This window comes from Clostridium intestinale DSM 6191 (assembly GCF_900130055.1).
GTDB lineage: Bacteria > Bacillota > Clostridia > Clostridiales > Clostridiaceae > Clostridium_T > Clostridium_T intestinale.
Genome location: NZ_FQXU01000017.1, coordinates 65,431 through 85,335 on the forward strand (window position 1 = coordinate 65,431; position 19,905 = coordinate 85,335).

At 29.1% G+C, this 19,905-nt stretch carries 32 protein-coding genes; 6 read left to right on the forward strand and 26 right to left on the reverse strand.

The features are described 5' to 3' along the window. The 12 genes from BUA92_RS20180 to BUA92_RS20240 form a co-directional block, all read right to left on the reverse strand. Positions 1-531, reverse strand: a complete 531-nt coding sequence (locus BUA92_RS20180) for a GNAT family N-acetyltransferase (protein ID WP_073022465.1) — start codon at positions 529-531, stop codon at positions 1-3. A gap of 168 nt (positions 532-699) precedes the next feature. Continuing rightward, a complete protein-coding gene (locus tag BUA92_RS20185) occupies positions 700-1,191 on the reverse strand; it encodes a GNAT family N-acetyltransferase (RefSeq protein ID WP_073022495.1) in 492 nt (163 codons plus the stop codon). A 17-nt stretch (positions 1,192-1,208) separates the two neighbouring features. Then, on the reverse strand, positions 1,209-1,637 hold the full coding sequence (locus BUA92_RS20190; protein WP_175550938.1) for a GNAT family N-acetyltransferase: 429 nt from the start codon (positions 1,635-1,637) through the stop codon (positions 1,209-1,211). A 103-nt stretch (positions 1,638-1,740) separates the two neighbouring features. After that, entirely contained in the window at positions 1,741-2,145 is a 405-nt protein-coding gene (locus BUA92_RS20195) for a DUF4362 domain-containing protein (protein ID WP_073022466.1), read from the reverse strand. Positions 2,146-2,148: 3 nt separating this feature from the next. Continuing rightward, entirely contained in the window at positions 2,149-3,213 is a 1,065-nt protein-coding gene (locus BUA92_RS23645) for a GNAT family N-acetyltransferase (protein ID WP_242950215.1), read from the reverse strand. Positions 3,214-3,341: 128 nt separating this feature from the next. Beyond that, a complete protein-coding gene (locus tag BUA92_RS20210) occupies positions 3,342-4,178 on the reverse strand; it encodes a class I SAM-dependent methyltransferase (protein ID WP_073022467.1) in 837 nt (278 codons plus the stop codon). Positions 4,179-4,553: 375 nt separating this feature from the next. Beyond that, on the reverse strand, positions 4,554-4,850 hold the full coding sequence (locus BUA92_RS20215) for a hypothetical protein (RefSeq protein ID WP_073022468.1): 297 nt from the start codon (positions 4,848-4,850) through the stop codon (positions 4,554-4,556). A 23-nt stretch (positions 4,851-4,873) separates the two neighbouring features. Continuing rightward, positions 4,874-5,638, reverse strand: a complete 765-nt coding sequence (locus BUA92_RS20220; RefSeq protein WP_073022469.1) for a GNAT family N-acetyltransferase — start codon at positions 5,636-5,638, stop codon at positions 4,874-4,876. 37 nt (positions 5,639-5,675) lie between these two features. Further along, on the reverse strand, positions 5,676-6,014 hold the full coding sequence (locus tag BUA92_RS20225) for a hypothetical protein (RefSeq protein WP_073022470.1): 339 nt from the start codon (positions 6,012-6,014) through the stop codon (positions 5,676-5,678). Further along, positions 6,011-6,250, reverse strand: a complete 240-nt coding sequence (locus BUA92_RS20230) for a hypothetical protein (protein WP_073022471.1) — start codon at positions 6,248-6,250, stop codon at positions 6,011-6,013. Before BUA92_RS20230 ends, BUA92_RS20225 begins: the two co-directional genes overlap by 4 nt. Before the next feature lie 179 nt (positions 6,251-6,429). Then, positions 6,430-6,630, reverse strand: coding sequence for a hypothetical protein (locus BUA92_RS20235; protein ID WP_073022472.1), 201 nt, complete (start codon positions 6,628-6,630; stop codon positions 6,430-6,432). A 111-nt stretch (positions 6,631-6,741) separates the two neighbouring features. Continuing rightward, entirely contained in the window at positions 6,742-7,455 is a 714-nt protein-coding gene (locus tag BUA92_RS20240) for a nitroreductase family protein (protein WP_073022473.1), read from the reverse strand. Positions 7,456-7,572: 117 nt separating this feature from the next. Between BUA92_RS20240 and BUA92_RS20245 the strand changes: the two genes are divergently transcribed. After that, positions 7,573-7,920: a winged helix-turn-helix transcriptional regulator gene (locus tag BUA92_RS20245; RefSeq protein WP_242950217.1), complete on the forward strand. Its 348-nt coding sequence runs from the start codon at positions 7,573-7,575 to the stop codon at positions 7,918-7,920. Between the two features lie 72 nt (positions 7,921-7,992). Here the strand turns inward: BUA92_RS20245 and BUA92_RS20250 are convergent, their stop codons facing one another. From BUA92_RS20250 to BUA92_RS20270, 5 genes are all read right to left on the reverse strand, one after another. Next, complete coding sequence (locus tag BUA92_RS20250) at positions 7,993-8,454, reverse strand: DUF6773 family protein (RefSeq protein ID WP_073022474.1); 462 nt, start codon at positions 8,452-8,454, stop codon at positions 7,993-7,995. Continuing rightward, complete coding sequence (locus BUA92_RS20255) at positions 8,454-8,651, reverse strand: helix-turn-helix transcriptional regulator (RefSeq protein ID WP_073022475.1); 198 nt, start codon at positions 8,649-8,651, stop codon at positions 8,454-8,456. The genes BUA92_RS20250 and BUA92_RS20255 overlap by 1 nt, the downstream gene beginning before the upstream one ends. A 166-nt stretch (positions 8,652-8,817) precedes the next feature. Further along, on the reverse strand, positions 8,818-9,351 hold the full coding sequence (locus tag BUA92_RS20260) for a MaoC family dehydratase (protein WP_021801153.1): 534 nt from the start codon (positions 9,349-9,351) through the stop codon (positions 8,818-8,820). A 29-nt stretch (positions 9,352-9,380) separates the two neighbouring features. Beyond that, entirely contained in the window at positions 9,381-9,893 is a 513-nt protein-coding gene (locus BUA92_RS20265) for a P-loop NTPase family protein (protein ID WP_073022476.1), read from the reverse strand. Between the two features lie 49 nt (positions 9,894-9,942). Further along, the gene (locus BUA92_RS20270) at positions 9,943-10,491 is read right to left on the reverse strand and encodes a GNAT family N-acetyltransferase (protein ID WP_073022477.1); all 549 of its coding nucleotides are present in this window, start codon (positions 10,489-10,491) and stop codon (positions 9,943-9,945) included. A 115-nt stretch (positions 10,492-10,606) separates the two neighbouring features. Between BUA92_RS20270 and BUA92_RS20275 the strand changes: the two genes are divergently transcribed. Then, positions 10,607-10,846 (forward strand): hypothetical protein, encoded by a 240-nt coding sequence (locus BUA92_RS20275; RefSeq protein ID WP_073022478.1) that lies wholly within the window; start codon positions 10,607-10,609, stop codon positions 10,844-10,846. A gap of 41 nt (positions 10,847-10,887) precedes the next feature. Here BUA92_RS20275 and BUA92_RS20280 read toward each other — a convergent pair whose 3' ends face one another. Together BUA92_RS20280 and BUA92_RS20285 are read right to left on the reverse strand one after the other, a co-directional pair. After that, a complete protein-coding gene (locus tag BUA92_RS20280) occupies positions 10,888-11,298 on the reverse strand; it encodes a nuclear transport factor 2 family protein (protein WP_073022479.1) in 411 nt (136 codons plus the stop codon). 95 nt (positions 11,299-11,393) lie between these two features. Further along, positions 11,394-11,942, reverse strand: coding sequence for a cysteine hydrolase family protein (locus tag BUA92_RS20285; protein ID WP_073022480.1), 549 nt, complete (start codon positions 11,940-11,942; stop codon positions 11,394-11,396). 125 nt (positions 11,943-12,067) lie between these two features. Between BUA92_RS20285 and BUA92_RS20290 the strand changes: the two genes are divergently transcribed. Next, complete coding sequence (locus BUA92_RS20290) at positions 12,068-12,493, forward strand: Lrp/AsnC family transcriptional regulator (protein WP_073022481.1); 426 nt, start codon at positions 12,068-12,070, stop codon at positions 12,491-12,493. On the opposite strand, the gene BUA92_RS20295 is transcribed toward BUA92_RS20290, so the two are convergent. Beyond that, entirely contained in the window at positions 12,488-13,141 is a 654-nt protein-coding gene (locus BUA92_RS20295; RefSeq protein ID WP_073022482.1) for an HAD family hydrolase, read from the reverse strand. The genes BUA92_RS20290 and BUA92_RS20295 overlap by 6 nt on opposite strands. Before the next feature lie 102 nt (positions 13,142-13,243). After that, positions 13,244-13,654: a hypothetical protein gene (locus BUA92_RS20300; RefSeq protein ID WP_073022483.1), complete on the reverse strand. Its 411-nt coding sequence runs from the start codon at positions 13,652-13,654 to the stop codon at positions 13,244-13,246. Between the two features lie 301 nt (positions 13,655-13,955). On the opposite strand from BUA92_RS20300, the gene BUA92_RS20305 reads away from it, so the two are divergent. The 3 genes from BUA92_RS20305 to BUA92_RS20315 all read left to right on the forward strand — a co-directional run bounded on the left by BUA92_RS20305 (position 13,956) and on the right by BUA92_RS20315 (position 15,582). After that, a complete protein-coding gene (locus tag BUA92_RS20305; protein WP_021801143.1) occupies positions 13,956-14,180 on the forward strand; it encodes a DUF1659 domain-containing protein in 225 nt (74 codons plus the stop codon). A 35-nt stretch (positions 14,181-14,215) separates the two neighbouring features. After that, positions 14,216-14,443 carry a DUF2922 domain-containing protein gene (locus tag BUA92_RS20310; RefSeq protein WP_073022484.1) on the forward strand — a complete coding sequence of 76 codons (228 nt, stop codon included), beginning with the start codon at positions 14,216-14,218 and terminating at the stop codon, positions 14,441-14,443. A gap of 119 nt (positions 14,444-14,562) precedes the next feature. Further along, positions 14,563-15,582 carry a sugar ABC transporter substrate-binding protein gene (locus BUA92_RS20315; RefSeq protein ID WP_073022485.1) on the forward strand — a complete coding sequence of 340 codons (1,020 nt, stop codon included), beginning with the start codon at positions 14,563-14,565 and terminating at the stop codon, positions 15,580-15,582. Positions 15,583-15,666: 84 nt separating this feature from the next. Here BUA92_RS20315 and BUA92_RS20320 read toward each other — a convergent pair whose 3' ends face one another. The 5 genes from BUA92_RS20320 to metK form a co-directional block, all read right to left on the reverse strand. Beyond that, positions 15,667-16,740: a HAMP domain-containing sensor histidine kinase gene (locus BUA92_RS20320; RefSeq protein ID WP_073022486.1), complete on the reverse strand. Its 1,074-nt coding sequence runs from the start codon at positions 16,738-16,740 to the stop codon at positions 15,667-15,669. Continuing rightward, positions 16,737-17,423: a response regulator transcription factor gene (locus BUA92_RS20325; RefSeq protein WP_073022487.1), complete on the reverse strand. Its 687-nt coding sequence runs from the start codon at positions 17,421-17,423 to the stop codon at positions 16,737-16,739. The genes BUA92_RS20320 and BUA92_RS20325 overlap by 4 nt, the downstream gene beginning before the upstream one ends. 17 nt (positions 17,424-17,440) lie before the next feature. After that, positions 17,441-18,001, reverse strand: a complete 561-nt coding sequence (locus BUA92_RS20330; RefSeq protein ID WP_073022488.1) for a class I SAM-dependent methyltransferase — start codon at positions 17,999-18,001, stop codon at positions 17,441-17,443. A gap of 244 nt (positions 18,002-18,245) precedes the next feature. Next, positions 18,246-18,725, reverse strand: coding sequence for an S-ribosylhomocysteine lyase (locus BUA92_RS20335; protein WP_073022489.1), 480 nt, complete (start codon positions 18,723-18,725; stop codon positions 18,246-18,248). Between the two features lie 247 nt (positions 18,726-18,972). Then, positions 18,973-19,905 (reverse strand): methionine adenosyltransferase (metK, locus tag BUA92_RS20340; protein ID WP_073022490.1); only part of this gene is annotated, 933 nt, incomplete at its 5' end.

Below are 19,905 nucleotides of genomic sequence, written 5' to 3' on the forward strand. Positions count from 1 at the left end.
TTATAAGGAGAACTCTAGTTGATAATCTCTCCTATCAATTTCATATAGGTCTTTATCTATTTCCTCAACTGCTTTACAGCCTAATTTAAAATAAAAGGCAATAGTTTCTTCAGCTGAACCAGCACAGATATAGATCTTATCCACATCCCATTTTCTGGCCTCATATGTAGATAATATAAATAACTTTTTACCTATTCCTTTATTTCTATAATCTAAAGTTATAAATAATTGATCTAATAAAACATACTTATACTTTTCTCCAAAAACCTGTGGATTAACTGTAGCAAACCCTAACAACTTATTATCTAGATTAAAAGCACCTATTGCACTTCCCCCATTTAAGATAGTTTCTCTTAAATGACTTATGTGATATTCATACCCATTAGGCCAATCCTCGTCTTGGTAGTTTATTTCTACTAGTTGACGGTTTCCTTCTATTTCTCTCCATGCCTTTCCTATATATTTAGATGGATCTATTTCCTTTATACATTCACATTCTTCTAATGATAGCTTTCTATATACTAACTCCATTTTTTCTACCTTCCATCTTATTTTCTCCAGTTAAATACAATCCCCCATTAATTTATTCCAATTATATCATATCATGGTATATAATTGGACAAGATTTACATCATATAGGCATTTAAGTGTAAAAAAGCCGCAAATTCAATCTATGAATATTGCGACTTCTTAATATTTCTATACACCTAATCTATAATTTTCAATATCTCTATATTCTCCGAACTTCATTCCAACTTCTTTTATTGTTCCACAAAACTCAAACCCAAATTTCTCATGAAGTTTTCTACTAGCTTCATTTCCTGCTGTTATAACAGAAACTACAGTATGAGTTCTTTCGTCTTTTTTAGCTTCATCTAAAGTGAATTCCATAAGCTTGGATGCAACTCCTTTTTTTCTGTAATCAGCTCCTATATATATTGATAACTCTACTGTACTTTTATAAGCTTCTTTTTCTCTATAGGAAGATAAACTAGCATAACCTGCAACACAATTATCTATCTCCGCAACAAATAATGGATGGTTGTGTATGTTGTGCTTATAAAACCATTCTTCTCTTTGCTCCAAGGTTCTTGGTTCTAAATCTAAAGTAGCAACTCCGTTTTTTACTTCATAATTATAAATTTCTAGTAGTTCTTTTAAATCTGTTATTTCAGCTTTTCTTATTATCATATCCATTAATTCCTTCGCTATTTAATTTTTTTATTATCATTGTTTTGATTTCTAAGCATTCCATACTTGTTTTCAGGTAAATACTCAAACTTGTGTTTATTATACAGTAAGTCTGCTGGGTGATTTGCTATCAAGCAGATATAACTATCTTCATATGTATTTTCTTCAAAATAACCATCAATAGCCTTCATAATTTGTTCTGCTAAACCTCTTCTTTGATAATCCTTGTCCACCATAATATCACTCACAACATAGGTTATTCCACCATCACCAACTACTCTACCAAAGCCAATTAATTTTTCTTCATCATATAGAGCTACTATGAACAAAGAGTTGTTTAAAGCAATTTCACTTCTTTTCAAATCTTTATTCCCCATGCCAGAACGTAGTCTAAGACTCACATAATCCTCAGCCGATGGGGCTCCATATACAACTTGTATATTCATCTATTGCCCTCCATAGCTTTCTATTTATCTATTAGTTTATAAATATTATATTGCTTATTTCTCTAAATTTTCAATATATAATTTTCATAGGTTAAAATATTTTCTACTCTAAATCAAAAAGTACTACTTCTCCTTCAGAAGTCTTAATGTAATACCTATTTTCATTTTTATAAAAATCACTTTTATTAACCTTCTCTTCTGTCATATCAGACTTTCCATATTTGTCTTTTGAGTTATCATATTTATACATTATGAAATCACCACTATACGATAAACTAAAGTAAATAGGATCACCTTCCTTAGTGAGCTGTACAATAGTTAAATCACTACTTTCGCCTTGATCTACCTTAAATAAAAACTCATCAAGTTTTTCAACATTATGCTTATTAGAAATCCCAGAAACTGCATAGCCTTTATTAATATCTGATTCCATATTATACGAAGCTGACTTACACGAGGTCAAAGAAAGTATTAAAAACATAATAAATATAAATTTTAGCCTTTTCATCTCTTATCTCCCCTTGATATATTCACTCTCTAAAATTGACATCATAATTAAAGACTCATAAACTCCTTCATGTAAAATACACTCTCTCAAAATCCCTTCTTCTATAAAGCCCTCGGATTTATATAGATTTTGCGCTCTTTCGTTTTTTTCTCTCACATCAAGCCATAATCTATGCGCTTTTAACTCTTCAAAAGCAATCATTTTAATCAACTTTAATGATTCTCTTCCAAAGCCTTTCCCTTTACTTGATATCACAAATCTTCTAAATTCAATATTTCTATTTGAATTTGTTAATCCTGCTATAATTATATATCCAACATTTTTCTTTGCAGTCTTATCTTCTACTATTAGATGAAGAATATCCTCTTGAACTAATGCATTTCTATGTTGTTCCTTTGTCCATTGTCCAACATACTGAGCATTATTAGGTTCTCTTTCGCATTTAACTACAAAGTCTAGGTCGCACTCTTTTGTATTTTTTATTATTATGGAGTTAGATTCCACTTTAATATATTTATTATGCTCGTCAATAGTTAGTCCGTAACAAACTTCCCCCTCAGGCTTTATATTTTCCATTTCAAACCGTCTTACATTTTCTACTCTTTTCATTAAGGTCTTTTCCAAAACCCTCCCTGATCTAGGATTAGCTGCTCTATGATATGCCTCCAGCTTATAAAACTTGGGCTGTTTAAATGAGAAATCAATAACAGCATTTAATGCCTCTGTAGCATAACCTTGTCCAGTATAACCTTCACCTATACAATACTCAATTTCTGAGGTTCCAATGTCACTGTACACCCTACAAAAAGCAATTTGTCCTATGTTTTCATTATTTTCCTTAAGGATTATAGCCCATCTGTAGAAATCATCCCTATCATAACTTTGAATCCATTTATTTAATAATTCGCGAACCTCCTCAACAGTTTTATAGACAGGTTCACCATATTCATTTTGCACTTTAGGATTTGCAATCCAATTTTTTATCATATGTGGTATATCATCGTATATAAATCTACGAAGTGTTAGTCTTTCTGATTCTATTTGAACAGTTCCAGTGTGTCTTAACATTTTGTACCCCCAATTTTATAATAGCCCTAACTAAATTTAAATTATTATGATTATATCATAGGAATATTGTACATTATAAGTAAAATATTACACGTAAATCTAAATATAATTCTTAAATACATCTTACACTATTTTTCTGCTATAACTGTAAGCCAGTCGATTTCTTCCAAGACATCTTGCTCATATAAGCCTTTTATGACTTCAACTTTACTAAACCCACTATTTAATACAACTTGTTTAATAACATCTTCAGTATAGTCATGAAACCAATTCCTATAAACTTTTAAATTATTCTTGTCTATAACCACATATTGATCAAGCCAAATATCATTGTTGTATTCAAATCCATTTTCCAAAACCAGGTGTTTTTCTTCCCTCCAAAAGCCTCCTTCACTAACATACCAATTTTTATTTACTCTATTTTTCATTCTCCAGAGTGGTGTAGAAACATCGAAAATAAACAAACCTCCATGCTTTAAAGATTTTTTTACTACATCAAATAATCTATTTCTTTCTTCATCTGAAAAAGTATTTACTTCACCATAAATTTGCAAAACAACATCATATTGTCCGTTATAATTAAGGATAAACATGTCTTGACATATATATTCTATAGAAAGTTTTTTCTGGTTTGCTATATTTTTAGCATACTTAATGGAGCCTTCTGAAAAATCTATTCCAGTTACTTTTTTTCCAATCATGCATAATTTTTCAGCATATAATCCTGGACCACATCCTAAATCTAATATCTCTTTCCTATCTTTAATAATTCTTTCTAAAAAATCTATTGTTTTATTAATACTTTCAATATTTCTTGATGCTCCATCACTTTTATAATCTAAATGTGCTTTAAGCATTTGTTTTGATATGTGCGCCTCTGTCCAGATAGAACCTGTACCTTTTTCAAATAAGTTTGGTCTTTTATTAGCTTCAAATACCTCATTAATAATATTTTCATTTATCATCTTCTCTTAACTCCTCAATTATATATTTGTAATAGTAGAATATTCAAAAATAATAAAAGCTGTAGATTTTACTCTACAGCTTCATCAAAATGATGGATTTATTGTAGTGAGAGTAAAATAAAATTCTATAATAATAAATTGGCAAACCAACTAAACTATTGATAAAAATAGTCTATACCAAAATATTTAAATATAGATTTTATTTCACGTCTCCGTACCACTTATGTTTTTTGATTACACAACACTAAGTTAGCCGAATAAATTACCACCTTTCATATTTATACTATTACACCTAATATTATACCAATTTTGTGCTATAATGTGAAATTTTTTTATTAATTAAAATATCTTTAGTTTAAATTTACGAAAATTAATTTAGATTAAATAAATTACTCTAGGAATAACATCTACTATCAAAACCATTAATAATAAAATTATTGCTCCTATAACTTGGTATAAATAATAATCTGGATATTTAATTTTCATCCTCAAGCCACTTAATATAAGTACAATGCATGTTAAGCTAAAAATCAACGTACTAAATAAGCTTCCATTACTTAAGTTTTCTTTAAAGTCGCCATTACGAAAACTTATAAAAGCCATAAAAATTGAATATATAATCGAAAAAGCTAAAATGAATCTACCAATATTCTTATATGATCTTCTTTCCATATACTCTCACCCACTTTATAAACTTAGAAAATGATTTTTATCTCCTTCTCATAAGGAGCTTCTCCATCAAAAACATTTTTATAGGAGCACATCCAAGTTGGAATAAATCCACTTTTATATGCAACAGATTGTGAAGCTATATTAGATGAAGCACTTCCATAATACGGTACAATCCCTTTTTCCATAATACTCATAGCAAGGTTTGTTACTAAACATGTAGCAAGTCCCTTGTTTCTAAACTTAGGTAATACATCTACTCCTATTTGCCACATTAAATTACTGTCAGAAGATGCCCCAGCCATTCCCACAATTTCATTACCCTTCATTGCGTATATTGCAATTGCATCTGAACGAGGATCATTTATATCATATTGAAGAGCATTCTCAAATCCTGAAATCTTATATAATTCATGAATTTCTTTTCCCTCTTTTATGTAAAAATCAAAACCATCTATGAAAGGTTGTTTCTTTATTTTATCAAAATCAGGTGTATAATAAATGCTGTGTCCATAGATAAATGGTGCTGCAAATATATCTTCTCTTGTTCTATTTTCTAACAATGGTTTTACCTTTTCTAAAACATCAATGTCCCCTGAAACAACTATACCTTTTCCCATAGTTGCGATTTCAAGAAAAGGAGATTGTCTATTAAACCTTCTTCTTCCTTCATTTAATTTTGCTTCACAAAACACTAACCCATCTTTATCAAGATCCTCAATATTGCAGTTCATATCAATTGCTAATTGTTTTTTCACAATCTCAAATATTTCAGACCTATTAAATTTCATAGATTTCCCCCTATCTAGACTATAATTTCATAAAAGCTTACTTAACACTATCAAAATATTTTTCAAGTTCATTCTTTATTTTTTCAAGTTTTAAATTAGCTTCACGCATTTCCTCAAAATTCTCTCTATAAATATGGAATTCACTAAATCCATCTCTGGGCACACTAAGATGACCATTATAGTGTTTTTTTACAACACCAAGCAGCTCTTGAATATCTTTATCATCACTTCTAATAAGGACTTCTTCTATAAGTTTAGTATCTATTCTAAATATCCTCTCTGCATACATACTTCTTGAATCACCATCTGTGTAAAATATCTTCAGTAGTTCTTTATAACAGGTAAAAATATTCTCAAGTAGCTCTCTTTCTATCATATTTTCTTTTTCTCCATATAATTATTAACTTGATTTAATGCATTAAGTAGCAATGTAATTACTAAGGATAACATCATAATATCAATATTTCCATTAAAAAAATCAAAGAAATGTAATATTGCTAAACTAATTGTTATGATGGCAGATATAATTGATACTATAAACAATACTTTTTGACTAACCTTCATAAATAATCCCTCTTTTCTTTTATCTATAATCCTTCTAAAATCTATCATAAAACTAAGCCTTATAGTAAAATACGGTTTTATAACTATATTTTACAATTATAGGATAATTATATCACAATAATTAAAAAAACAAGCCCCGTAATAGACTTAATTTCTATAACGGAGCTCATTTTTATTTATTTCTTCTATTTGAAAAACTTTTAATTCGTCAATTTATACTATAAGTATTAATTTTTAGAATTCCACTCATCACTTAATTTATCTTTTGCTTCTTCATCAATTCTAGGCCTTCTAACAGTTGAGGTTCTACTAGTTACCTTAATTGTTTTTTCACCACATTCAGGACACTCATACCAATATTTCATTCCAAGTTCATCGTTCTCAAGTACAGGATACATCTGACACTTTGAACAAACTTTAATTCCCATAATTATTCTCCTTCAAAACTATAATTTAATCTTTACTGTAGATAAATTATAACATGTTTTTATGGAATTACTTAATTATCAGAAAAACATTTCTTAATTTACTATACATACCTATTTTTGAAACTCACTATTATTGCCTAAACCAAAGCTACCTCCAGTGGCAAGCTCAAAGTGCAGTTTAGCGATTCCCAAATCTATTAAGTCAAATCTATAACTATCAGGAATTTTAGCTCTCACAATGCCATCATTATACGTAAAGTGTACTTTTTGACTATTTTTGGCTGAAGGGGCTTTCTGCACAGCGGTAATTCCAGTAACAAACCAATCAGGAACAACACTATCAGCCGTATAGAATGCTTCTATATCCTTTGTACGTTTAATTTTATTTACTAAACTTCCAATTAAAGATTTTTTATCAGCCGCAATACCTACAGTAATTACACAAACGAATTCTTCACCTTCTGAAACATTAAAAATCGGGTTTTCACGTTCAAATGAACCACCTACCCAACATGTGGCTAATCCTAATGATGTAGCCCTCAAAATAACTTTTTCTCCTACATAACCTAACTTCTCTTTTAAGTGAATATCATTTTCGGGTCCCTTCATAACTATAAGTGAACGTACTCCCTTGAACATCCCATAGCTTTTGCCAAAACTATTGAAAGCACTGCTGCCATCCTCAAGAAAAGAATTTGAAAGGCCATATTTTTGGTTCCCCTCCTCTATCTCGTTTATAAGTAAGGATATTTTTTCTTTCTCAATGACAGTTTCTAAATAACTGCGCGTAGATACTCTTTGTTCAATTGCTTTTAAATAATCCATTTTTGATTCCTCCAATTACTTTGCAAGTTCATTATATAGAGAGTATAATTCAAATGATATATGTCATCAAGTATGCACTTATTTGTGTGATACTATCAAAAAGGAGAGTAAAAGAAAATGGTTGAAAAAGAAGAAATGGATAAAATAAAGACTTGCAAGAATATTGAGGGTTCCCATCCTATTGAATATACACTATCCGTAATAGGTGGACAGTGGAAGCTTCTGATTATATATTGGCTGTCTGTTAATAAGGTCATGAGGTATGGGGAACTAAAAAAAAGTATAAATGGAATTACACATAAGATGTTGTCTATGAGACTTAAAGAATTGGAGTATCATAAGGTGATTATAAGAACACAATACAATCAAATTCCCCCAAAAGTTGAATACAGCCTTTCTGAAAAAGGTTGGTCTTTACGCTCAGTTTTAAAGACCTTGTACGAGTGGGGAGAAGAGAATGAGTAGCATACAGATTGATTCTGTATGCTACTCCTTTTTCTAACTATATTGTTAGTCAATTCTACTAATTGATTTTAATTATTTAAAAATATCCTCATCTTCTCTATCTAATTCCTTTTCAATTTCTTCTTGCTTCCTTTTATTTAAATAATAAGACAGAAATGAAATAACTAAAAAACAAATAGTGGTACCTATAAAGATATATGCAACCTTTGCTATATCAGTTATACCTGCTAATACAAAAAGTATAATGCAACTAAATAAACCTGATGTAATATCACTTATAATTATATTTTTCCAAGTATTATTCCCTTTAGGATAAATATCATTTCCTAAAAATATATTACTAGTTCTCACAAAAAAGACAGCACCTATAACCCCTGCTAATTCAACTCCAATTTGATAAAATGAACCATTAAAAAGAAATTTCTTAATCATAATTGCTATTAATAAATATCCTATTAATAGTTGAAAAGCATCGCTTTGGATTTTTCTCTTTGAGATTAAAATTCTCTCATCTTGATTTTTTAAACTTTTCATTACAGCTCCTCCCAAAATAAATCATTTAATGTTTTCCCTAATACTTTACAGATAGCAATACAAAGATTTAATGATGGATTATAATTACCTGCTTCTATTAATCCTATTGTTTGCCTTGTAACTCCAACAGCTTTAGCTAAATCATCTTGTTTCATATCACATTCTATACGAGCTATTTTCATCTTTTTATTCTTCATACAAACACTCCTTATATTCCATATAATACATTATATATTTCTTAATGTCAAATATATATTGCATTATTCAATATAAAAAAAGCAAGATTTCTCCCACTCTTCTTATATTATAGTAAGTTTATTAGTTTTCAATAGAATCGATTTTATACTTCACCTCATTTATATTTTAAAGCAGAGTTGCTTGGAAACATAGTCTACCATTACTATAGCCCTTAATAAGATTCCCTTCATGCTTTATATAAACAGGGGTATCTCCATATACAGGATGAATATATTTAACTTCTATTTCATTAGCTTTAGTTGTGTCACAAAGTTCTTTTAGAATAAACATTCCTTGTACAACTGGATTTTCTGTAAGATGAATAGAATTTGTATCCCCTACTAGATGGCTAAAATCTGCAATTTCTTCTTTTGAAAAATTACGCCATAAAGTTCCCGTATCTTCTACAATTTCAGCTTGAGCAGAGTCTTTAACTGTTACATTCATCATCAAATAAACTGTCAATGTTTCTGCAATTTCACTATCAATGTATCCATTACAATTAATTACACAAAGCCTACTATTACCTTTTACAATTTCATTTTCATAGGTTTCTCTATCTGATTTTGGTTGAAACTGTTGATATTTTATTTTAGCAATAAATGCCCCCTCATAAAAAAAGTCTTCCTTTGTAGTGAATGCTCTAAACAAATCAATCATTATATTTCTCCTTTTAAATAACCATTTATTTATAATGTTTTTAGCCACTTATTTATACTTTTTTTCCCACTTAAAATAACCACATTTTTTTTATCTTTTTTAGCCTCATTGAATAACTTTTGCCTTTCGTTTTTCCTCTTTGGATAATCAAATAAGATATACTTCACAATATCAACATCAATTTTTTCTATACAACCTTCCGTAATATCAGGACGTTGAGTACCTCGATACTTTAAATATCTTCTCACAAATCTATACAAACACGTGAATCTATTTATTTCTAGGAAAATAATTGTATCACATCTATTATACCTACCATCTTTTTTGTAATAATTAAACCTATTACCTTCATATATCCACATATCTTTTTCTGATATACCTTTAGCTATATTTATCTGTTCACTTACTGGACGTTGCTGCCAATTATCTAACCAGAAAATTTTATCGTTATGATAAACTGGTATATTAAGTTTACTTCCGATAATATTCGCCAAAGTAGTTTTACCAGACCCTGAAGAACCAGTTATCCATATTCTCTGCATTTTATTTTCCTCCATATAAATAATAAATTACAATTGAGAATTAATTATATCATTCCCACTCCTCTTTTAAAATGGCATATACTACATCATCTGTCCATTCATTATTAAACCAAAAGCTTTTCTTAAAGTGGGCTTCTTTTCTCATTTTAAGTCTTTCAAGCAAAGCAACTGATTTAGTATTTCTCGGGTCAACAGATGCAGTTATTCTGTGTTTATTTAAAGTATTAAATAAATAATCTATAACTCCTTTTACGGCTTCTGTAGCATATCCTTTACCTTGATGTTTTTCAGATAATGTATATCCAATTTCAACTTGTAAATTTTCTTCATCACAAAAATGAATCCCAATATCTCCTATAAATTCATTACTTTCTCTAATTATGATCCCAAGTTGATACCAAGTATCTGGTATGTTAGGAATTTTAGCTGTTTTTTCTAAAATAAATTCCTCCACTTCTCTAAGTTCTTTGGGTTGCCATGTTTGAAATTTACTTACCTTTGGATCTGAACGATATTTAAAAATTGCTTTAGCATCCAATGGCTTAATACCTCTTAGTTCTAATCTCTCTGTTAAAATATCTATTTCCTTAATATTCATTACTTCTCTCTCCTTATGCTTTATGTAAAATTGTCTTTATATGCTAATTATATTATCACACTTGTATTGCATAATATAAACTATTAGTGTAATAATTATATTGAGGTGATAAGTTATGAAAAATAAAAAACCAGAAAAAATAGTAATAAAAGGTGGTTATGTAAAAACCCCAATTGAAGATATCCATGCTCACAATAAAGAAGTATCAAGAGGCACTGGAGTTCAAAAAGCTAAAAAAGGCAAAGGCTCTTATAGTAGAAAAGAGAAATTTAAAGGAGGTTGTACAAGACAATCTCCTTATTATTTTTCATTTATACTTGAGGGGTATTCCTTTACCTTAAATCCTTTAATTTAAATAAGAAATATATCAAAATTCAATCATTCCATGCACTATTCCTATTTGTCTGGTTGAAAAGAATAATGTGCATGTATTATTTTCCATTCATCTGCTAGCAGTTCTAAATATAATGTACATCTTACTACAGGTTCTGGAAAACTCTTATATTTTGATATGAAACATAGGCAGGCAGTTTTTTCTTTATGGAAAATATCTAAGTTTTCCATTAATAATGGCTCAACACTTCCTGATTCTGTTGTTTTTCCATTTTCAAAAAAGTCTACAAGTAATTTTAAATGTTGTTCTAAATCATAGGTATCATTATTATTATGATTATCAAAATAAATTAATATGTTATTTTCATAATCATAAAACCTTTTTAATTTTTCAATATCTTTACTATAAAAACACTCATTATAAGAATTCAGAAAATCGATAAATACTTTTTGCTCATTATTTTTGATCTGCATAAGTTTCACCCCACAATAAAAATTATTTACCTATTATTGTAAATTTATTTCCTGCTAATTTACATGCATATATATTTATTTTCCTAAAAAAGTATTTAATTAATAAAATTCTCCCTCACCCACTCTTCACTGCTTATTACATTACTAAATCTTAAGCTTTGAGTAATTAGAGTTGCCTTATGAAGGTCTTTACTACTTATACTTCCAACCTTGTTTTTTACATCTATAGTTCCAGTAGCATCTGATAAAAAATCAACCTTGTATCCTTTGTGAAAGGCTTCCCTTGCCGTTGTATCACAGCACATCTGAGTCATATATCCTGAAATAATAACCTCAGTTACATTTTCTTTTTTAAGAATCTCTTCTAAATTGGTTTCATGAAAACTACTTGGTTTGTTTTTTTCAATAATATAATCAAAAGACTTCTCAAGAACCTTAGGGTGTATCTCCCACTCATTTGTATTTTTAATAAAGGTATCTCCATAAAGAGAGGTATGCTGAACACCTATAACAAGAATATTATTAGCTTTAGCATAATCCATAACCTTTAATATATTTTTAAGACTGTTATGAGGATAAGTAACCTTTAATTTACCTGTAAAATATTCATTTTGCACATCGATCACTAATAATGCTTTTTTCATATTCACTCCACCTTTACATTTAATTATCCTATTAGATTTGTTATACTAATGTTATCTTAAATCAAGGTTGAAATGTGAAAGGAATTCCTTAGTTTCACTTTAAAAATGAAAGGATTTTAAGCTTTATGTTTGATGAAATAGATTTGAAAATCATAGACATCTTAAAAATCAACTCCAAAACCCCACTTAAAGAGATTGGTGAAAAAGTTCACTTAACTCCTCAAGGGGTATCTAACAGAATTATAAGACTTCAGGATTTAGGCGTTATAACTCAGTACACCATATGTACTAATAATGCTCTTTTAGGCAACAATATCACTGCCTTTATCACTATTTTTATGAAAACTACAAAACATACTGAGCTTATAAAGTCTTTAAAAACAAATCCTCTTATAACTGAAGCCCATAGAATAAGTGGTGATGGCTGTTATTTACTTAAGGTTGTCTGCTCTAATATGGATGAAATCAACCTACTACTCGATAAACTTATGGAATATGGTACCTATAGGTTAAATTTGTCCACCTCTTCAATAAAGGAGAGTAATTTATGATACCTTAAGGACATCTAATATATCCATAACATTTTCAGCTATAAAATCAGCTCCTGCGCCCTCAAGTTCTTCCCTATCTCCATATCCATATAAAACCCCTATGGATTTTATACCTACTTGTTTTGCACCTATAACATCATGTTCCCTGTCCCCTATCATAATTACTTGTGATAGATCCTTTATCTCACAGCTCTCTAAGGCATGTCTAATAACATCCCCCTTTTTTGACCTTGTCCCATCTAGGGTGCTGCCTGCTATATATGTAAAATACTTAGATAAGTTAAAATGTTCTAATATCTGTTTTGCAAATATTTCTGGTTTAGAAGTTGCTACAACTAACTCTTTATTATTACCTTTTAGTGCTTTCACCAAATCCTCAAATCTATCATAAATTAAGTTCTCAAATAATCCCTTATCTCTATAATATTCACGATAATAGTCTACTGCTTCTATAGCTTTCTCTTTTGAGAATCCGTAGTATTTTTCAAAAGAATCACTTAAAGGAGGCCCTACGAATTTATTTAATTGGCTCTTGTCCTCGACTTCAATACCGTATTTCTTAAGGGCATATACAATTGAATTTATTATTCCAACTCCTGAGTCTGTTATTGTTCCGTCTAAGTCAAATAGTATGTATTTATAATCCATTTACAATCTCCCCTTTCATAAATTAATTTTAACATTACCTTAAAATGAATACAAATTTTAGAAAATCAATTTTAAAAAGGATACTAAAAATAACGTATCCCTTTAATAATCCTCAAATTCTCCTCCGCCTTTTATATATTCATAATAATGATTAAAAGCAGCATCCACTATTCTATTTAATGAAATGTTTATATCTGGATGTATATTCTTAAGCTCATTCATCTTTCTATAGGATGAACTTCTAATAGAAAAGGCTCTCCTTACCTCAACATCATTTTTGAAAGACACCTTTCTCATTTTTTCAATATTATTTACTATCTCAGTTTTATCTATATTTTCTTTTTCTAACTTTGTTTCACTACTTATTATATTAGCAGTTTTATTTATGCTGCTATGAAAAATTTCTCTTTCAATGTTATCATATGGTTGCATTTCCGCCCAATCTTCTATTATATCTTCTTCTAATAAATTTTCATCTTCAACTTTTGGTTCTAAATCATTTTCTCTACTCATTTTAAGCCTCCTATAAAATATTTATATAATACTATATGCTTTTAAAAGAATTTTTGTACATTTGTACACTTGTACATCTGTACAGTTTGATTCTTGTAATATTGTACAGTTTATTTTTTGTATTTCTGTACAATTGTACAGTTGTACAGCTGTACGTTTGTACAACTGTATTTCTAATTCCTATTAGACAATTTAATATATCTTTAAACATTTTTCGTTCAAATTTTATACTTGTACTTTGTTAAAATGTCTTAATTGTGCGTATTTTATATTGATAGTAATTTCTGAGGAGGTGATGTAAATGCCTGCAGAAACAAGTTTAGTTTCTAAATCACTAATATTAGAAATTGAAAATGGAACAAAAAGTTCTGGAGAAATACTCTATAGAAAAAAGACCTTTTCTGGATTAAATCCTAATGCTACACCTGAGGATCTTCTTGTTGTAGCAAAAGCTATAAAGGCTGTTTTAGCTGATAATACAGGTAGATTTCTTGAAAGTGATCTATCAGAATTAATTGAAGTTTAAAAAAGTAAAATTTATTAACAAGAGGAGGCAATATTATGGATAGAGCCCTAACGCTAACTTTCCTTAACGAAAATGGCGATAAATCAACTTTAACAATTGCAGGTATTAAGGATAACCTAAGTGATGAAGAGATACTTTCATTAATGGATACAATCGTAGAGAGAAAAGTTTTCTTGAGTAAAAATGGGTTATTTATAGATAGTTATAGTGCAAAAATAACTACTAAAGAGACTCAGAAGATCGATTTTAAGAAAAACAAGTAATATATTTAAGGTGGTTGGATTTTATTCAACCACCTTTTTTATAATATTTCTATTTTATTGAACTATAATAAAATAACAGCAATAAACTATTAGTATATTAAACATAATAGGTGAACCGCATGTATGTATCAATTCCAGATGTTTTTTATGTTCCTGTTAGACATTCACTAAATAATAAAAATCTATTTAACCCTAATCAAAACAGCCCTAGGCAAATATTAATAGGAGTTTCCCTTCCTAATCAAAGAGAAGATAGATGGATTAGAGATGCTGATGCCATGAAAAAAGAAGCTGATGCTCAGGGAGCTACTTTAAAAATAGAATATTTCGAATTCGATCCAGTAAAACAAGCTGAACAAGTAGCTGAAATGATAAAAGAAAAGGTCAATATAATAATCATTGCATCAATAGATGAAGAAAGCACTAAAAAACTAGTGGAAGATGCTCATGTTGTAGGTATAAAAATGATTTCCTATGAAGTAATTGCAAAAAATTCAGATATAGACTTTTTTATAGGTTTTAACAATATAAGAGTGGGAGAACTTCAAGGAAGATACCTTACCTCATATGTTCCAAAAGGAAACTACATTCTTTTATCAGGTTCCCCTAAAGGAGAACAGTTTAAAGAAGGAGCAATGGAATATATAACCCCTTTAGTTATAAATAGATCAGTAAAAATAATAGCAGATAAGGTAATTGAAGGATGGATTCCTATAAATGCATACACAATTGTATCTGATATTCTAAACAATGTTACCGATAAAATAGATGGTGTTTTAGCTCCAAATGATGCAACTGCTGGAGCAGTAATATCTGCTTTAAGTGAACATGGTTTAGCTGGTAAAACGGCTGTAACTGGTCAAGATGCTGACTTAGCTGCAGTTAAAAGAATAGTTGAGGGTACTCAATTGATGACTGTATTTAAGGACAGTAGAGAACTTGCTAAAACAGCTGTGGATACTGCTATAAAATTAGTTAATGGAAGTGTAATTGATGTAAATAATGATATTAATAATGGTTTAAAGGATGTTCCCTCAATCCTAGTTAATCCAATAGCTGTTGATAAAAGTAATATAGATAAAACTCTTGTTGCTACTGGTATTTATAAAAAAGATGAAATCTTTAAAAGGCTAAATTGAATAGGTTTAATTCAACTTAGCCTTTTACTATTATGAAAAATATATAAAGTGAAGATGTATCAATTACTTTGAATTTATTTTAAGTTAAATAGTAGGTAACTTAATAAATACTGTTATTATATCTTCTTTACATTCTGCCCATATTTCCCCACCATGAAGTTCAACAATTTTTTTAGAAATTGCTAACCCTAATCCTGAGCCATTAATTTTACTTGATCTTGAAACATCAATTCTGTAAAACTTTTCAAACATTTTATCTAATTCATCTTGATTTAGATGCTCACCTTTATTTGATATAGATAATAAAATGTTGTCTTTATCTCTGCCCAAATTAATCAGTATATCTGATGGTTTAAAACTGTATTTTTCAGCATTACTTAAAAGATTCTCAAAAACTCTAACTATTTTTTCTATATCTATCTTTACAAACATCTCTTCATCAAAACTTCGTGGTATAATTTTTAAGCCCTTATTTTCAAGCATAGGAGAATACTCACCTATTATTTGATTAATAATGGGGCATATATCTACCTCTACTAATTCTAAATTAATTTCTCTACTTGAAAGTTTTGTATATTCAAAAAGCTCATCTATTAATGTTTTTAATTTTATAGAAAGATTGTAGGATGAATTTATATAATCCTTTACTTCCTCTTTAGTAGTAAATTTTTCGTTTTTTAAAATATCTAAATATGCAATGATTGGTGTAAGAGGAGTTCTTAAATCATGAGAAATATTTGTTATAAGTTCTGCTTTATTTTTTTCTAACTCTCTTTCATATTCAAATTTATCTTTTAATTCTTTAGACATGAAGTTTATATTTACACATAACTCTGCAAGTTCATCTTTACCTTTAACTTCTAGCTGCTGTCCTAAATTTCCACTAGCTATGGTTTTTATTTCTTTAGCCATATACTTTATGTATTTTATATGTCTATTTGATAATAATAAGAAAAATAGAATGAAAGCCCCTATTGATGTTATTACATATATACCTAAAATGTAATATACCCTATATGTCTCTAATATATATTGATTCTTAGTAATATATGGAGCAAAAACATAAATTGTCAAAACATATAAATACGTCAACGTTAATATAAAACTTAATACCGTTTCAATTAAGAGTTTTAATTTCAAACTCATTCTAAGTTTCATATCTTATATCCAACTCCCCATATTGTTTTAATATATATAGGTTTCTTAGGGTCCTCTTCTATCTTTTCTCTTATTCTAGTTATGTGAACCATTATAGTACTATCAGCTTTATAGAAATCTTCTCCCCATACTCGTTCATATATCTTTTCTATGCTAAATACCATTCCTTTATTTCTTGCAAGAAGTTCTAGTATATCAAATTCTTTTGGAGTAAGCCTCACATCTTTATTTCCTACAAAAACCTCTCTTGTATCAGTATTTATGGTTAAATTACCAATTTCAATTATACTTTTAGATATTTGGGATTCAGCTGCGTAACGGGTATATCTTCTTATCTGAGATTTAACTCTTGCAATTAGCTCCATAGCATTAAAGGGTTTTGTTATATAGTCATCAGCTCCAGAAGCTAGTCCTTGAATCTTATCTAAGTCCTCTGATTTTGCAGATAGAAAAATTATAGGCATAACCCTATCTTCTCTAATTTTCATACATACTTCTGTACCATTCATGCCTGGCATCATAATATCTAAAAGTACAAGTGCAACTTCATTTTTATTTATCAGTTTTAACGCTTCTTCTCCATTTTCAGCTTTAAGAATTTCATAGCCTTCATTTTTTAAATATATGCCTACTACTTTTCTTATCTCTTCATCGTCATCAACAATTAAAATTTTATTTTGCATAAATCTGCTCCTTCGTTTTAAGGATTTTTACATTTCAAGACATAAGCTGGTGGTACATTAAATAAAACTCTTTCTAAATCTATTTTTTTAAAATAGCCAGCAATAAAATCTTTCTTTAAAAGAGTATATTGAAAAGTTATAAACAATCCGTCTTTTTTTAATATATTTTTAGTCTTTTTCAAAATTTTGTTCGACATTTCTTTAGGTAAACTAGCGAAAGGTAATCCTGAAACAATATAGTCCACATTCTCAATATCATATTTCCTTAAATACATATCCACAAGTTCCGCTGAATCATTTATTACTATAATACTCTCATCTTCATTATATCTCTCTTTTAACTTTTCACAAAAATCTTTATTATATTCTAATAGAATTAATAAAGTATCTTTATTTTTTCTTTCAATAAGTTCATCCGTGAAAACACCTGTACCAGGCCCGTATTCGACTATACACTTAGCATTTGTAAAATCTATATCCTGAATCATTTTTTTAGCAAGTTTTTTTGAACTTGGGGCTACTGCTCCTACAGTTCTCGGTGATCTAACATATTCTACTAAGAATTTCATAATATTCATAAATAATTCACTCCCTAATTTTTAAAATCGAATTTATATCTGCTCGATTTTTAGTAGTTACTTTATGAACTTAGTATAAATATGAAACATTAACTTTTTATTTTGAAATATCTTAAGGTTCCTTAAGGATTCATAAACACAGATTAACTTTTAACAAAAATAAAGAATCTCGACATATAAGATCCTTTATTTTTAATAATTATATTATTAGCTTATTGATTAAATTCAGCTTCTTAAAACTCTATTATTCTGGATAATTTAAATTGGTTTCATTAATATTTAGTAGAACATCATTAAGAAACCTTTCTGCTAAATATTTAGCCATAGGAAGATTCATATCAAGATAGTTTCCACAATCTTTTGCAGATGCTCCTGGAATTTCACCTTCGAAGTCTGCAATAAATTTATATAAACCAGTTAATAGCTCGACTATATCTTTTGAAATATAATTTCCATTTAATAATAAATAAAAACCAGTTCTACATCCCATAGGCCCAAAGTAAATTATTTTTGATCCAAAATTATTATGATTTCTTAAATATGTTGCTGCTAAATGCTCAATAGCATGCATTTCTGCAGTATTCATAACCGGTTCAAAATTAGGTCTTGTCATCCTTATGTCAAATGTTGTAACAGTACTCTTACCTACACTGTCTTTTCTCGAAATATATATACCAGGATATAATTCTAAATGATTAATTGTAAAACTCTCTATTTTTTTCACTTAATATTTTCTCCTTTTCTTCTTATGACTTAATTTTGTTCTTCCAATCTCTATAATTAAAGTAGCTAATTATAACTACAACAACAGCAGTCCCTATAAATACAGATATGGAATGCTTACTACTAATTCCTAAGCACGTATACAGACGATTTATTGTATAATTGATACTTAAAAATACAAATATTATTGCTAACCAAAATAGACATATAGTACTCTTATTGATTCTATATGTCTTATTTTTATATTCTTATAAGTATTTCTTTATTTCTTCAACTCTTGTTAGTTGTTCCCAAGGAAGTTCTACATCTGTTCTTCCAAAATGTCCATAAGCTGCTGTCTTCTTATATATAGGTCTTCTTAAATCTAAGTCTCTTATAATAGCTCCTGGTCTTAAATCAAATACCTTATTTATTATATCGATTATTTTATCATCAGCTATTTTAGCAGTTCCAAATGTATCTACTTCTATTGACACTGGTTTAGCAACTCCTATAGCATAAGCAACTTCTATCTCTAATTTATCAGCAACACCAGCTGCTACAAGGTTTTTTGCAACCCATCTAGCTGCATAAGCTGCACTTCTATCTACCTTAGTTGGATCTTTTCCTGAGAAAGCTCCGCCACCATGTCTACCATATCCGCCATAGGTATCAACAATTATTTTTCTACCAGTTAAACCAGCATCTCCTTGTGGTCCCCCTATAACAAATCTTCCAGTTGGATTTATATAATATTTAGTATTTTCATCTAATAATTCAGCTGGTATAACAGCCTTTATTACATGTTCTAAAATATCACTTTTTATTTGTTCTTGTGATACCTCTGGGCCATGTTGAGTTGACACTACTATAGCATCAATTCTTTTTACTTTGTTATCATCATATTCTACTGTAACTTGAGTTTTTCCATCTGGTCTTAAATACTCTAAAGTTCCATTTTTTCTTACTTCAGATAATCTTCTTGAAAGTCTATGCGCCATAGCTATAGGTGCTGGCATTAATTCTGGAGTTTCATTAGTTGCAAAACCAAACATCATTCCTTGATCTCCAGCTCCAACTGCATCGATTTTATCCATTTCGCCTTCTCTAGATTCTAAAGCTTCATCTACTCCTTGAGCTATGTCTGATGATTGCTCATCTATAGTAGTTAATACCGCACAAGTATCACAGTCAAATCCATA

Coding starts and splice junctions, on each gene's coding strand:
- BUA92_RS20180 (WP_073022465.1), bottom strand. CDS start 531: ATGGAGTTAGTATATAGAAAGCTATCATTAGAAGAATGTGAATGTATA.
- BUA92_RS20185 (WP_073022495.1), bottom strand. CDS start 1,191: ATGATAATAAGAAAAGCTGAAATAACAGATTTAAAAGAACTACTAGAA.
- BUA92_RS20190 (WP_175550938.1), bottom strand. CDS start 1,637: ATGAATATACAAGTTGTATATGGAGCCCCATCGGCTGAGGATTATGTG.
- BUA92_RS20195 (WP_073022466.1), bottom strand. CDS start 2,145: ATGAAAAGGCTAAAATTTATATTTATTATGTTTTTAATACTTTCTTTG.
- BUA92_RS23645 (WP_242950215.1), bottom strand. CDS start 3,213: ATGTTAAGACACACTGGAACTGTTCAAATAGAATCAGAAAGACTAACA.
- BUA92_RS20210 (WP_073022467.1), bottom strand. CDS start 4,178: ATGATAAATGAAAATATTATTAATGAGGTATTTGAAGCTAATAAAAGA.
- BUA92_RS20215 (WP_073022468.1), bottom strand. CDS start 4,850: ATGGAAAGAAGATCATATAAGAATATTGGTAGATTCATTTTAGCTTTT.
- BUA92_RS20220 (WP_073022469.1), bottom strand. CDS start 5,638: ATGAAATTTAATAGGTCTGAAATATTTGAGATTGTGAAAAAACAATTA.
- BUA92_RS20225 (WP_073022470.1), bottom strand. CDS start 6,014: ATGATAGAAAGAGAGCTACTTGAGAATATTTTTACCTGTTATAAAGAA.
- BUA92_RS20230 (WP_073022471.1), bottom strand. CDS start 6,250: ATGATAGATTTTAGAAGGATTATAGATAAAAGAAAAGAGGGATTATTT.
- BUA92_RS20235 (WP_073022472.1), bottom strand. CDS start 6,630: ATGGGAATTAAAGTTTGTTCAAAGTGTCAGATGTATCCTGTACTTGAG.
- BUA92_RS20240 (WP_073022473.1), bottom strand. CDS start 7,455: ATGGATTATTTAAAAGCAATTGAACAAAGAGTATCTACGCGCAGTTAT.
- BUA92_RS20245 (WP_242950217.1), top strand. CDS start 7,573: ATGGTTGAAAAAGAAGAAATGGATAAAATAAAGACTTGCAAGAATATT.
- BUA92_RS20250 (WP_073022474.1), bottom strand. CDS start 8,454: ATGAAAAGTTTAAAAAATCAAGATGAGAGAATTTTAATCTCAAAGAGA.
- BUA92_RS20255 (WP_073022475.1), bottom strand. CDS start 8,651: ATGAAGAATAAAAAGATGAAAATAGCTCGTATAGAATGTGATATGAAA.
- BUA92_RS20260 (WP_021801153.1), bottom strand. CDS start 9,351: ATGATTGATTTGTTTAGAGCATTCACTACAAAGGAAGACTTTTTTTAT.
- BUA92_RS20265 (WP_073022476.1), bottom strand. CDS start 9,893: ATGCAGAGAATATGGATAACTGGTTCTTCAGGGTCTGGTAAAACTACT.
- BUA92_RS20270 (WP_073022477.1), bottom strand. CDS start 10,491: ATGAATATTAAGGAAATAGATATTTTAACAGAGAGATTAGAACTAAGA.
- BUA92_RS20275 (WP_073022478.1), top strand. CDS start 10,607: ATGAAAAATAAAAAACCAGAAAAAATAGTAATAAAAGGTGGTTATGTA.
- BUA92_RS20280 (WP_073022479.1), bottom strand. CDS start 11,298: ATGCAGATCAAAAATAATGAGCAAAAAGTATTTATCGATTTTCTGAAT.
- BUA92_RS20285 (WP_073022480.1), bottom strand. CDS start 11,942: ATGAAAAAAGCATTATTAGTGATCGATGTGCAAAATGAATATTTTACA.
- BUA92_RS20290 (WP_073022481.1), top strand. CDS start 12,068: ATGTTTGATGAAATAGATTTGAAAATCATAGACATCTTAAAAATCAAC.
- BUA92_RS20295 (WP_073022482.1), bottom strand. CDS start 13,141: ATGGATTATAAATACATACTATTTGACTTAGACGGAACAATAACAGAC.
- BUA92_RS20300 (WP_073022483.1), bottom strand. CDS start 13,654: ATGAGTAGAGAAAATGATTTAGAACCAAAAGTTGAAGATGAAAATTTA.
- BUA92_RS20305 (WP_021801143.1), top strand. CDS start 13,956: ATGCCTGCAGAAACAAGTTTAGTTTCTAAATCACTAATATTAGAAATT.
- BUA92_RS20310 (WP_073022484.1), top strand. CDS start 14,216: ATGGATAGAGCCCTAACGCTAACTTTCCTTAACGAAAATGGCGATAAA.
- BUA92_RS20315 (WP_073022485.1), top strand. CDS start 14,563: ATGTATGTATCAATTCCAGATGTTTTTTATGTTCCTGTTAGACATTCA.
- BUA92_RS20320 (WP_073022486.1), bottom strand. CDS start 16,740: ATGAAACTTAGAATGAGTTTGAAATTAAAACTCTTAATTGAAACGGTA.
- BUA92_RS20325 (WP_073022487.1), bottom strand. CDS start 17,423: ATGCAAAATAAAATTTTAATTGTTGATGACGATGAAGAGATAAGAAAA.
- BUA92_RS20330 (WP_073022488.1), bottom strand. CDS start 18,001: ATGAATATTATGAAATTCTTAGTAGAATATGTTAGATCACCGAGAACT.